This is a genomic window from Dyella sp. EPa41, from assembly GCF_016586165.1.
Classification (GTDB): domain Bacteria; phylum Pseudomonadota; class Gammaproteobacteria; order Xanthomonadales; family Rhodanobacteraceae; genus Dyella.
Map to the genome: position 1 here is coordinate 1 of NZ_BCPR01000110.1, position 11,468 is coordinate 11,468.

Annotated in this window: 11 protein-coding genes and 1 pseudogene; 4 read left to right on the plus strand and 8 right to left on the minus strand. The window is 66.3% G+C overall.

All coding sequences use genetic code 11. The features are described 5' to 3' along the window. A partial coding sequence (locus JMF82_RS22130; RefSeq protein WP_307837997.1) for an RcnB family protein occupies nucleotides 1-437 on the plus strand: 437 nt, incomplete at its 5' end. Between the two features lie 302 nt (nucleotides 438-739). Next, complete coding sequence (locus JMF82_RS20720; RefSeq protein WP_201316423.1) at nucleotides 740-1,222, plus strand: DUF3761 domain-containing protein; 483 nt, start codon at nucleotides 740-742, stop codon at nucleotides 1,220-1,222. A 71-nt stretch (nucleotides 1,223-1,293) separates the two neighbouring features. Here JMF82_RS20720 and JMF82_RS20725 read toward each other — a convergent pair whose 3' ends face one another. From JMF82_RS20725 to JMF82_RS20745, 5 genes are all read right to left on the minus strand, one after another. Next, the gene (locus tag JMF82_RS20725) at nucleotides 1,294-2,385 is read right to left on the minus strand and encodes an ABC transporter permease (protein ID WP_201316424.1); all 1,092 of its coding nucleotides are present in this window, start codon (nucleotides 2,383-2,385) and stop codon (nucleotides 1,294-1,296) included. Next, nucleotides 2,382-3,311 carry an ABC transporter ATP-binding protein gene (locus tag JMF82_RS20730; protein WP_201316431.1) on the minus strand — a complete coding sequence of 310 codons (930 nt, stop codon included), beginning with the start codon at nucleotides 3,309-3,311 and terminating at the stop codon, nucleotides 2,382-2,384. The genes JMF82_RS20725 and JMF82_RS20730 overlap by 4 nt, the downstream gene beginning before the upstream one ends. A 7-nt stretch (nucleotides 3,312-3,318) precedes the next feature. Further along, a complete protein-coding gene (locus JMF82_RS20735) occupies nucleotides 3,319-4,296 on the minus strand; it encodes an HlyD family efflux transporter periplasmic adaptor subunit (protein WP_236585606.1) in 978 nt (325 codons plus the stop codon). Further along, the gene (locus JMF82_RS20740) at nucleotides 4,286-4,948 is read right to left on the minus strand and encodes a TetR/AcrR family transcriptional regulator (RefSeq protein WP_201316425.1); all 663 of its coding nucleotides are present in this window, start codon (nucleotides 4,946-4,948) and stop codon (nucleotides 4,286-4,288) included. The genes JMF82_RS20735 and JMF82_RS20740 overlap by 11 nt, the downstream gene beginning before the upstream one ends. 116 nt (nucleotides 4,949-5,064) lie before the next feature. Further along, a complete protein-coding gene (locus tag JMF82_RS20745) occupies nucleotides 5,065-6,990 on the minus strand; it encodes a CocE/NonD family hydrolase (RefSeq protein ID WP_201316426.1) in 1,926 nt (641 codons plus the stop codon). Between the two features lie 228 nt (nucleotides 6,991-7,218). On the opposite strand from JMF82_RS20745, the gene JMF82_RS20750 reads away from it, so the two are divergent. After that, nucleotides 7,219-8,109, plus strand: a complete 891-nt coding sequence (locus JMF82_RS20750) for a GyrI-like domain-containing protein (protein WP_201316427.1) — start codon at nucleotides 7,219-7,221, stop codon at nucleotides 8,107-8,109. Here the strand turns inward: JMF82_RS20750 and JMF82_RS20755 are convergent. Together JMF82_RS20755 and JMF82_RS20760 are read right to left on the minus strand one after the other, a co-directional pair. Further along, nucleotides 8,083-8,547 carry a VOC family protein gene (locus JMF82_RS20755; RefSeq protein WP_201316428.1) on the minus strand — a complete coding sequence of 155 codons (465 nt, stop codon included), beginning with the start codon at nucleotides 8,545-8,547 and terminating at the stop codon, nucleotides 8,083-8,085. The two genes, JMF82_RS20750 and JMF82_RS20755, sit on opposite strands and share 27 nt — an antisense overlap. An 84-nt stretch (nucleotides 8,548-8,631) precedes the next feature. Next, nucleotides 8,632-10,443, minus strand: coding sequence for a diguanylate cyclase (locus tag JMF82_RS20760; protein ID WP_307837999.1), 1,812 nt, complete (start codon nucleotides 10,441-10,443; stop codon nucleotides 8,632-8,634). A 216-nt stretch (nucleotides 10,444-10,659) separates the two neighbouring features. Here JMF82_RS20760 and JMF82_RS20765 point away from each other — a divergent pair, with 216 nt between their 5' ends. After that, entirely contained in the window at nucleotides 10,660-11,214 is a 555-nt protein-coding gene (locus tag JMF82_RS20765; RefSeq protein ID WP_201316429.1) for an NAD(P)H-dependent oxidoreductase, read from the plus strand. 70 nt (nucleotides 11,215-11,284) lie between these two features. Here JMF82_RS20765 and JMF82_RS20770 read toward each other — a convergent pair. Continuing rightward, a pseudogene (locus tag JMF82_RS20770) lies at nucleotides 11,285-11,468 on the minus strand (hypothetical protein); the annotation flags it as partial.

Genomic DNA, 11,468 nt, shown 5'->3' on the forward strand with positions numbered 1-11,468 from the left:
CAACCCCCTCGCTGCTGGCGGCGCCGGCCCCGTACGGCCAGGATCACGACTACTACGATCATGATCACGGGCATGACCGTGACCACGATCGCGATCATGACCACGACCGCGATCGCGATCGCGATCATGACCGCGACCGCGATCATGACTACGGGCACGACCGTGATCGCTATGAGCACGAGCGTCACGATGAGCACTACGAGCGCCGTGACTACGTGATCGTGCACGATCGCGGCCTGCATGAAGGCTGGTACCACCGTGGTGGTTACGTGCCGGTGGAATACCGTGATCGCCGCTATGTGGTCGAAGACTGGCGCACCTACCATCTCGCGCCGCCTCCGCCGGAACACCAGTGGGTGCGTAGCGACACCGGCGAATTCCTGTTGGTGGCGGCGGCGACCGGCATCATCACCGACATCATCATCAACAGCCATTGATGGGTTCGCCCGCATCGCGGCTCCGCGGTGCGGGCTTGCTCGAGGCTGTCTGACGGGCCGCCAGCGGCCCGTTTTTGTTCGCAGGTTTTTTCGAAGCGGCAACACGAAGCATGAACGGTCGCGTCGCGATGACGATTGCGCGACACATGCTTGATGCATAGTCACCACGCAGGCGCATGAGCGCCTGTACGCATACGCCGCGTACCACGCCTGTCACACGGCGCGATGCACGAGAGGAGCACGTCGGCCACGCCAGACGGTGTCTCCATGGATCAGACGAGTTCGCGCTGGAGGGAACGAACATGAAATCGTACGGGTTGATCGCAGTCTTGCTCGCCGGTCTTCTGGCAGGTCCGGTTGTCCATGCACAGCAGGCATCCGCGCCCGCAGGTTCGACCGGGCAATGCAAGGATGGCAGCTATACCGACCATGCCACCAAGAAGGGCGCCTGCTCGGGTCACAAGGGAGTGAAGGAGTGGTACGACACCGCGGCCGCAGCACCGGCGGCTGCCGCGCCTGCCGCCGCTCCGGCGACGGCTCCTGCTGCGGCTCCTGCCGCCGCGCCGGCGAAGACGGCAGCGCCGAGCAAGTCGATGCATGAGCCTGCGGCGACGGCTGCCCCGGGTGGTGGTCCAGGCATGGTCTGGGTCAACTCCAGCAGCAAGGTCTATCACTGCCCGAACGACAAGTGGTACGGCAAGACCAAGTCCGGCTCTTACATGAGCGAGGCCGACGCCAAGGCCAAGGGCTACCACGCCGACCACAACAAGGCGTGCACGCCGTAATTCCCCGCGTGCAGCGGCAAGCCGAAGGGCCGGTGCATGCCGGCCCTTCTTGTTGCAGCCCATGCGTCGGATCAGTCCAGTCGCTTGTGGAACAGGCGGATCGCGAGCGTGAGCATGATGGCGATGAAGGCGGCCAGCGCGACGCTGTCCTGCCAGAGGTCGCCCAGATCCGCACCGCGCAGCATGATGCCGCGGATCAGGCGCATGAAGTGGGTGAGCGGTAGCAGCTCCGCAATCCACTGCGCGGGACGCGGCATGCCGTCATACGGAAACATGAAACCCGACAGCAGGATCGAAGGCAGGAACACGAAGAACGTCATCTGCATCGCCTGGAACTGCGATTTCGCGCGGGTGGAGATCAACAGCCCCAGCGACAGGTTGGCGAGGATCAACAGGCTCGCCGCCATATAGACGTCCCAAAGGCTGCCCCGTATCGGCACCTGGAACAGCCATACGCCGAGCAGCAACACCAGGCTGGTCTGCACCAGGCCGATGGCCGCGTACGGCAGCACCTTGCCGATCATCAACTCGGTGCGGCTCACCGGCGTGGTGATGAGCAGTTCCATGTTGCCGCGTTCGGTCTCGCGCACGATGGCCACCGCGGTGAACAGCACCATGGTCATGGTGAGGATCACGCCCACCAGGCCGGGCACGATGTTTACCGGCGAGCGCCGCTCGGGGTTGTAGAAGCTCACCACGCTGATCGGCTGCTCCGCCATCGCGTGGAAATCGTCGGGCTGGTTGAGCGGATATTGGGCGAGTTGCGCGGCCGCCGCCTGCACGACGTTGTCGCTGCCGTCGACCATGACCTGGATGGCCTCGCGCCCATCGAGCTTGCGTCGTTCGAAGTCGGGCGGCACGGCGATGGCGACGCTCACGCGGCCTTCGCGCAGCAAGTCGATCAGCTGTTGCGGGCTCCGCGCCGTGGCGCGCCATTCGATCACGCCGCTGGCGAGCATGTCCTGTATGGCGGCGCGGGAACCGGCCGTTTGCGCCTGGTCGACCACGGCGGCGGGGAGATGACGCAGGTTGAGGTTGATGGCATAGCCGAACAACACCAGCTGCAGCACCGGCATGCCCATGATCATGGCCAGCGTGATGCGATCGCGTCGCAGCTGGCGCAGCTCCTTGATCATGATGGCCCACAGGCGGCGCAGGTTCACGCGGGCTGCTCCTGGCTGGCCGCGTGTCTGCGGGTGGCAACCACAAAGACGTCTTCCAGGTTGGGCTCCACGCTTTCCACCTCGGCCTGCGCGCCGGCTTCCTCGAGTCGCCGGCGCAGCGCATCGATCGATGCATGGCCTTCATGCGTCAGCACGCGAAGCTCGTTGCCGATCTGCGCCACGCTGAGCACGTCAGCTTGATCATCCAGTGCTTCCTTGGCCTTGCGTGGGGTGTCTGCCCGCACCAGGAACGTGCGGCCGTCGAGCTTCGCCGTGAGTTCGGCCGGCGTTCCGTCGGCCACGAGATTGCCGGTGTCGAGGATGGCCAGTCGATGGCAACGCTCGGCCTCGTCCATGTAGTGCGTCGAGACGAGGATCGTGGTGCCTTCGTCGGCGAGTTCAAACAGTTTCTCCCAGAAGTCGCGGCGCGATTCCGGGTCGACCGCGCTGGTCGGCTCATCGAGGAACAGCAGCTCGGGCTGGTGCACGATGGCGCCGGCGAGCGCGAGCCGCTGCTTCTGGCCGCCGCTGAGAGTGCCGGCCAGCTGTTCCTCGCGGTCGTCAAGGCGATAACGTTTGAGCAGATCGTCGACGCGCGTCTTCTCCTCGCGGCGCGACAGGCCTTGCACGGTGGCAAGGAACTCCAGGTTCTGGCGAACCGAGAGATCGTCGAACAGCGAGAACTTCTGGGTCATGTAGCCGATGTGCTGCTTGAGCTCTTCCGCCTGCTGCGGAATGTGCAGTCCGAGCACTTCGATATCGCCTTCGCTGGGCGTGAGCAGGCCGCACAGCATGCGGATGGTGGTGGACTTGCCCGAGCCGTTGGGGCCGAGAAAGCCATACACGCAGGCACGCGGCACTTCCAGGTTCACCGCGTTGACCGCCACCAGGTTGCCGAAGCGCTTGGTGAGGCCTTGTGCGTAGATGGCCACGTCACTCATCGACATGTTTTCCGGGAAACGTGGCCGACACCGGGAAGCCCTGCGGCAGGTCCCTCGCATCCTGGCCAAGCGCGATCTCGGCGAGATAGCTCAGCCGCGTCGCGTCGTCGCCGCTCAGCGCGAAGTAAGGCGTGAAGGTCGGTTCGCTGCGGATCATGCGGACCTTGCCATGGAAGCGCTGCCTGCCATCGTGCAGGGTCACCACGGCGGCATCGCCGACCTTCACCGACGGGCGCAGCGCCGCGGGAACGTATACGCGCGCATAGGGCGTGTCGCTGGCCAGCAGGATCACCAGCGGCGTGCCGGGCTGGGCCTGGTCGCCGAGCTTATAGGGCAGGCTGTCGACGCGCACGTCGCGAGGCGCGGTGAGGTCCAGTTTCTCCAGGTCGACTGCGCGCGAGCTCGCCGTGGCGGATGCGGCGGCCACCGCGGCGCGGGCCTGGGCGATGTCCTCCAGGCGCGAGCCGTTCAACAACTGGTCGAGCACGGCGCGGTCGGCGCCCACCGCGGCTTCGGCATTGCCGGCAGCGGCCTTGGCGCGGTCGAGGTCGGCGGCGGAGACGAACTGCTGCCGGGCGAGCGCGGACAGGCGTTGGTAATACGCCGTGGCGTCGCGCGCCTGCGCCTGCGCACCGACGAGGTTGGCGCGAGCCTGCCGGATCTGTTCCTCGCGCGGACCGTGTTCGAGTTCGAGCAGGGCCTGTTGTTGCTGATGCAGGTCGGCTTGCGCCGTATCCAGTGCGGCCTGCGTGCGCGCCGTTTCCAATTGCATGATGCGCGTGCCTGCCGGTACGTATTGGCCTTCGCGCACATCGATCCGCACGATGTGCTCGGCCGCGGGGGCGGGCAGGGTAATCCGGTCGAACTCGACCGTGCCCAGCACTTCCGGCGGCGAGGCGCGGCAACCGGCGAGCAGCAACGAAGCCGCCATGGAGATACGGGCCAGCCATGCCATGCGATCAGTCGTCATGCGTGGATTCCATGCCGTGGCCGAGGAGGGCGAGCGCGTGGTTGGCCAGATCGTCCATGCTGAGGTCCGCCTGGAAGATCTGCCGCCAGATCGGCGCGCCGGCGGCGGGAAACAGGGTGAGTCCGATGATGGAAACCACCAGCAGACGTGGATCCAGCGCGGGATTGAGCTGGCCGCGCCGCTGCGCCTCGGCAAACCGGCCGGCCAGCATATGCGGCAGCTCCGGGCCGATGCGCGAGAGCAGCAACTCGCGAAGCGCGCCGCCTTCGCACAGCACCTCGCGCACCCACAGCGCCGGAAACCACGGATAGGCCTGCAGCACGCCGAACACGCCGCGCACGAAGTTCCGGGCCATGGCATGTGCGTCGTCGCCGGCCTGGGCCACGTGCTCGCGCAGGGTTTTGACGGCGGGCATCAGGCGTTCCTCGAACACCGCATCGCGCAACGCAAGCTTGCTGCCGAAGTAGTAGTTGAGCAGGGCTGGCGTCACTCCCGCCTGGCTGGCAATGGCACGCAGGGACGTGGCGGCAATGCCGTCGCGCACGAAGCACTCCAGGGCCGCCTCGATCAGGCGCGGCCGCAGGTCGGGGCTGTCCGTGCCGGGGCGACCGGGAGCGCGCCGGGTGGTTGTACGGGGTTTGGATGGACTCATGCCAAGAAATTAATCATACATATAATTAATTTCAAGTGATTGGCTTGTCGACGTTTTGTCGCAACGAAAAGGCCGGCATAACGCCGGCCTTTCGGGTCATGCAAAGGCGTGAGGCCTCAGCCGTTCGGAACCACCGGCAAGCTGATGGAGCTCGCCGTACCCGGCGTGTGCCACACGCGCTGGGTAGCCTTCTGATAGTCCGAGGGCTTGGCGTCGAAGATGTTCGGCACGAAGGTCTGCGGATTGCGGTCGTACAACGGGAACAGGCTGGACTGCACCTGCACCATGATGCGATGGCCCGGCTGGAACACGTGGTTGGTGGTGGGCAGGCCAAAGCTGTACAGCAGCGGCTGGCCGGGCGTGAGCGCCTGCGGGTGCTCGAAGCTGGTGCGATAGCGGCCGCGGAAGATGTCCAGCGACACCGCCAGCTCATAGCCGCCCATCGAGGGGTTTGACGGCACCGTGTCCGGGTAGACGTCGATCAGCTTCACCACCCAGTCGCTGTCGGTGCCGCTGGTGGATGCATACAGGTTCACCTGCGGCGCGCCGCCGATGTGCACGGGCGTCGTCAGCGGCTCGGTCACGTAAGTGAGGACGTCTGGACGTCCATCCGCAAAGCGCTGGTCGTTCACCAGCCAGCGCGTCCAGGCATCGTGGTCGGCGAAATGCACCGGGCGCGGCTGGTAGGGCACGGGCTTGGCCGGATCGGACACGTATTCGTCGTACTTGTTGGCATCGCCCGCTGGCGCATTGAACGACAGCGCACCGTTGGCGCCCAGGTACAAGGCCTTGGGTTTGCTGGCGCAGCCCTTGTCGCAGCTCAGTGGCCAGGACTTGAAGCGGTCCCAGTGGTTTTCGCCGGTGTTGTAGATCAGCACCGGCGGGGTGTTGGCCTTGGGTGCGCCATCCACCAGGTACTGGTCGAAGAACGGCTTGAGCACGTCGCGGCGGAACTGCAGCGAGGTGTCGCCGTCCCACTGCAGCGGTCCGAGCGAGGTGCCGTCGTAGTTCACCTGGCTGTGGCGCCATGGGCCCATCACCAGGAAGTTCTTGTCGTTGCCCTTGTCCTTCGGCTCCGTCGCGGCGTAGCTGTGGATGGCGCCCCACATGTCTTCCTGGTCCCACAGGCCTTGCAGCCACATGGTGGGCACCGTGAGCGGCTGCTCGGCCATCACCTTGTCCAGCGCCTGGCCCTGCCAGAACGCGTCGTAGGCCGCGTGCTCATGCAGCTTGCGCCAGAACGGCAGCTGCTCGAAGCCGTTGGCGCGCGCGTAGTCGCCGGCGGAGCCCGCGGCGAGGAAGTTGCTGTAGTCGTCGAAGCCCACGCGGGGTACTGCTTCGCCCTTGCCCTTCTGCGCGGTCTGGCCGGAGATGTAGTCGAAGTTGGTCTGGCGGTAGGCACCGTAGTGGAACCAGTCGTCGCCCATCCAGCCATCCACCATCGGGCTCTCGGGCGCGGCCACCTTCAACGCGGGATGCGGATGGACCAGCGCCATCACCACGGTGAAGCCCTCGTAGGACGAACCGAGCATGCCCACCTTGCCGTTCGACTCGGGAATGTTCTTCACCAGCCAGTCGATGGTGTCGTAGGCATCGGTCGAGTGATCCACTTCGCTGGCATTGAGCGGGCCACGCAGCGGGCGGGTCATGACGTACTCTCCTTCGGAGCCGTACTTGCCGCGCACGTCCTGGAACACGCGGATATAGCCGCCCTTGACGAACACCTCGTCGCCCTGCGGCAGCGTGGCGTCCATATGGGGCGACTCGAAACGCGCCGCGCGGCCGTCGGCGTTGTAAGGCGTGCGCGTCAGCAGGATCGGCGCGTGCTTCGCGCCCCTGGGGATCACGATCACCGTGTGCAGCTTCACGCCGTCGCGCATCGGAATCATCACCTCGCGCTTCACGTAGTCGTAGCCGGCGGTGGGCTGCACGAACTTGGCCTGCGGCACGTCCGGGGTCAGTGGTGCGGTCTGGGCCTGGACGAGGCCGGCGGTGAAGGCGGCAAGCGTGGCGGCGGCAAGCAGGGTACGGCGGATGCGCATGGATCCTCCAAGCGGGCAGGCCGTAAAGACGGCCGTTCCGGACTGGTCAGCGGTGGGCGGTGGGTTCGACAACCGACTTTAAGCGACACGTGACGGTGGTCCCACCATGACTTCCAGCCTATAAGGCGAGGCTCACGCCGAAAGCACGCCCGGCGAAATGCGCAAGAATGGAGCCATGGTGCTTGACGGCGCCGCGCACACTGGCTCCCGCCCTTCAAGGAAGCCCCCATGAAAGCCAACACGCGTCAGGACTATCTGCGGCGCATCGATCGCGCTGTCGCGTTGCTGCAGACCTCAGTGGAGCAGGGCGGTGAGTTGCCCGAGCTCTCGCGTCTCGCCGAGGCCGCCCACTTGTCGCCATTCCATTTCCATCGCGTGTATCGGGCGCTGGCCGGCGAGACGGTGGGCCAGACGGTGGCGCGCCTGCGCCTGCTTCGGGCCCTGCACTTGCTGGTCGACCCGGAGGGACGCGTGACCGAGACGGCGCTTGCGATCGGCTACGACACCCCGCAGGCGTTCGCACGCGCTTTCCGGAACGCATTTGCAGCGACGCCGAGCGAACTGCGCGGTAACGGCGAGCGCCTGCAGGCGGAGATCGAACGGTTGCGTCGTCCGCCGGCCGATAAGGAAAGAACCGTGGCACTGAAGGTGGAGGTCGTGTCGGTGGAACCCTTCCGCATCATGGCGATGCGCCACACGGGCCCCCAGATGGATCTCGACGGCGCGTATGAGCGCCTGTTCCAGTGGGCCGCGATGCAGGGCGTGGTCGACCGCGTGTCGGGCATCTATGGCGTTCCGCTGGACGAGGCCCGCGAGGTCCCGCCGGAACAATGCCGGTTCGAGTGCGCGCTCACCTTCAGCGGTGACGAATTCGAGGGCGATGCAGTGGTGCGGCCGCTGGTGCTCGGCGGCGGCACGTGGGCGCGCTGCCACCATGTCGGTTCATACCATGCGCTCGACGCGGCGACCGACCGCTTCATCGCCGATTGGCTGCCAGGTAGCGGCTACGCATTGCGCGACGAGATGCCGTTCCGCCATTTCTTCGACGACCCCGAGCAGGTACCCGAGGCGATGCTGCGCGCGGATATCTACCTACCCGTCGAGCCCGGCAGCGCCTGATGCCTGGCCGGCGTGCTCGGCCCATGGGTCGTAGCTGCCGAACCACCACAGGTGGCCCTCCGGGTCGCGACAGCTGTAGCCGGCGCCGCCATAGTCCTTTTCCGCATACTCGTCGACGATCTCGGCACCGGCGGCCTTCGCTTGTTGGTAGTGTGCCCGGCAATCCTTCACGATCACGCAGGCGCATTGCGTCTCGCGTCCATTCGTTTCATCGGGCTGCAGCATGTGCGCTCCGAAACCGTCATTGCGCACCGAACCAAGCATCAGCAGGCCGTTGCCGTAGACGAGCTGGGCGTGCGCGACACCGCCCTGGTCGTCGTCATAGACGGCCTGTTTCTGGAAGCCGAATGCCTTGCACAACCAGTCGATCGCGGCATGCGCATCGCGGTAGCGCAGGCAAGGGATGATGGTGCTGCCTGGGAGCTGCGAGGTGGCCATGGATGCCTCCGGGTCGTCGGTGGCCTTCAGTGTGGCGGATGTACACGCGGTGTCTTGTCGATTTTCCGAGTCCGCATGCACGGCTCAGCGGCTGCGGTCGTTGTCGACGGCGCGTGGCCAGCTGCGCCGCGGCGGTGTTTCCAGCTTTTCGTCGAGGCGGGCCCGGTTGCGGCCGGCGAGTTTGGCGCGATACATCGCGTGGTCGGCGCGCTCCACCAGCGACTCCACGTTGTCCTCCAGCACGCGCATGGCGATGCCGATGCTCACGCTGAGCACGAGGCCGTCATCGTTCACCGGAATGTCCAGACGGTGCACGCGGCGGCACAGCCGCGTGGCGACCTGCATCGCCTGGGCCTGTTCCACGCCGTAGAGCATCGCCACGAATTCCTCGCCACCGTAACGGCCGAGCAGGTCATGCGGGCGCAGTTCATGGCGCAACGCATCGGCCACGGCGATCAATGCCCGGTCGCCGGCGGCGTGGCCCTGGCGATCGTTGAGCACCTTGAAGTGGTCCAGGTCCAGGAACAGCAGCGCCACCGGCTGGGTAGTGCCGCTGCCCAGCAGGCGCGACACGCTTTCCGCCCAGGCGCGACGATTGAGCACGTTGGTCAGTGCATCGTTGTCCGCCAGTTCCTGCACGAGATCGCGATCGCGACGCATGCTGAGCGCGCGATCAGCCAGGCCCAGCGAGAGCACCACCGCCTCGAACGCGCCGGCCGCAAGAGATGCATCGCCCAGCCAGATCACGTCGGCCAACATGCCGCCGGCCTGGCTGCTGGAGAGCGCGGTCAGCGCCAGCAGTGGCGTCCAGCCGGCCAGGAAGAACCACGCCGGCCGCGCGCCTCGCGCGGCAGCCACCACGGCGGCCAACAGGAGCAGCAACGTGCCGATGATCAGCAGCGGCCCGACCAGCACCTGCGCGGTCTGCTGCAGCACCGGTATCTGGCAGCTGCGCAACAGCACCACCAGCGGCATGCCCACGGCCAGCGCGAGCGTCGGTGTGTGCAGCAGCGGGGCAAAGCGCGGAAGCTCGCAGAAGCGCGCGATGAACATCGCGGCGAACGCCAGCGACAGCGCCACCGCCGCCGAGCTGACCAACGCGGCGCTGCCCGCCAGCACGGTGATTTCCAATGGATGGAAAAGGTAGCCGGTCTGCAAGCCCTGGATCAGGGCGTAACAGAGCACGTAGCCCGCGTACCACGCGAAGGTGGAATCGCGCAGCATCATCGCCAGGCACAAGGCCATCAGCGACATGGCGAGCATCACGGCGAAGCAGGCGCTGGCAAAGACCAGCCAGCGCGCGTCTTCCCGCAGGTACTCATGCCAGGACTGCAAATGGAAGCTCACCGGCATGCTGCGCACCGGCGAGGGATCGAACCGGACCAGGATGGGAGAGGAGGCCGGCACCTCGGGTCCGATGCGATAGGCGAGGCGTCCGTTGCCGTGCGCGGGCGGCGTGAAGTCATCGAGGGATTGCGTGAAGGCTTTTCCCTGCGCATCGAAGAGCGTCACCGATGACAGCGGCAGCGGGTAGATGGTGAACACGCGTTCTTCGCCCACCAACGGCGGCTCGGGTTGCAGCACCACCCATGTGCCGAGTCCACGCGTGGGCACGCGCTGCAGCAGGTTCGGATCGAAACTCGGGAGTTCGCCGCGGCGAAACGCCTCCAGCACGATCTGCGGCGTGTCGCCCGCGCGCACTTCGCGTGAGGCACCGGACAACGCGGTGTCGGCATGCGCGGCAGACGCGAACAGGCCCGTGGCGAGGATGCACAGCATCCGCCATTGGCAACGCCTCGCCATCGATGCGAACAGCCCTCCCATCTCGCCGTACCCCTGTGTCAGCGCCTGCTCCTTCGTGGAGCAGGCGCGCGCGTCCTTTGCGCTTGCGGCCATCCTTCGTGGTGAGTCCCCGGTTGCATGTGGCAGCGCGTGGGGTGGCCTTGCTGTAGCGTACCTTGCATGGGACGGCCCGCGGGCCGATTTTCGCTACATCAAAAGGCATAGAACGGGGCCGCCGTTGGGCAGGGGCAAGCCGCTCACGCGGGATTGACCCCCGCGGCTGTCATGCTGCGACCTGGTTTTCGCCCTCATCCATAGGAGTGCATCGGCATGAGCAAGATTCGAGTGGCCGTACTGGTAGGCAGCCTGCGCAAGGATTCCTTCAACCGGCACCTGGCCAGGGCCGTCGAGCGGCTGGCCCCTTCCGACTTCGGCTTCGAGCACCTGCGCATCGACAACCTTCCGCTGTACGACCAGGATTTCGACGGCCATTACCCCGCCGAATGCCAGCGGCTCAAGGACGAGGTGTCCGCGGCGGACGCGCTGCTGTTCGTCACGCCCGAGTACAACCGCTCGATCCCCGGCGTGCTGAAGAACGCCATCGATATCGCGTCGCGCCCGTGGGGCACGAATTCGTTCGCCGGCAAGCCTGGGGCCGTGATCGGCATTTCGGTGGGAGCCACGGGCACGGCGCTGGCACAGCAGCATTTGCGCAATGTGCTTGCCTACCTGGATGTGCCTACGCTGGGTCAACCCGAAGTGTTCATCCAGAACAAGGAAGGCCTGTTCGACGCCGAGGGCCATATCGGCAACGAAGGCACCCAGAAATTCCTGCAGGGTTTCGTGGACCGCTATGTGGCGTGGGTGCGCCGTTTCACTGCCTAGCAGCGGCCATGAAAAAGGCGCGCCCCGCGAAGGGCCGCGCCTTGGAATCACCGGCATCGGGTCGGGCAGGTCAGTGGGTGCCGGTGGTGCCTGTCGTGCCGCCGGTGCCGTCGTGGCTGCCGCCCCCGGTGAGCGCACCGGCGATCACGGCCGCACCCGCCACGGTGGCGCCTATGTACACCGGCGTGAGATGTCCTTGGGCCGCGGCGCCGGCATTCGCGCCGGGGATGACCGCCGCGTCGTTGCCTTGGTCG

Excerpts from the sequence above, each read along its gene's own strand:
- JMF82_RS20720 (WP_201316423.1), top strand. The coding sequence starts at position 740 with ATGAAATCGTACGGGTTGATCGCAGTCTTGCTCGCCGGTCTTCTGGCA.
- JMF82_RS20735 (WP_236585606.1), bottom strand. The coding sequence starts at position 4,296 with ATGACGACTGATCGCATGGCATGGCTGGCCCGTATCTCCATGGCGGCT.
- JMF82_RS20740 (WP_201316425.1), bottom strand. The coding sequence starts at position 4,948 with ATGAGTCCATCCAAACCCCGTACAACCACCCGGCGCGCTCCCGGTCGC.
- JMF82_RS20745 (WP_201316426.1), bottom strand. The coding sequence starts at position 6,990 with ATGCGCATCCGCCGTACCCTGCTTGCCGCCGCCACGCTTGCCGCCTTC.
- JMF82_RS20750 (WP_201316427.1), top strand. The coding sequence starts at position 7,219 with ATGAAAGCCAACACGCGTCAGGACTATCTGCGGCGCATCGATCGCGCT.
- JMF82_RS20755 (WP_201316428.1), bottom strand. The coding sequence starts at position 8,547 with ATGGCCACCTCGCAGCTCCCAGGCAGCACCATCATCCCTTGCCTGCGC.
- JMF82_RS20760 (WP_307837999.1), bottom strand. The coding sequence starts at position 10,443 with ATGGCCGCAAGCGCAAAGGACGCGCGCGCCTGCTCCACGAAGGAGCAG.
- JMF82_RS20765 (WP_201316429.1), top strand. The coding sequence starts at position 10,660 with ATGAGCAAGATTCGAGTGGCCGTACTGGTAGGCAGCCTGCGCAAGGAT.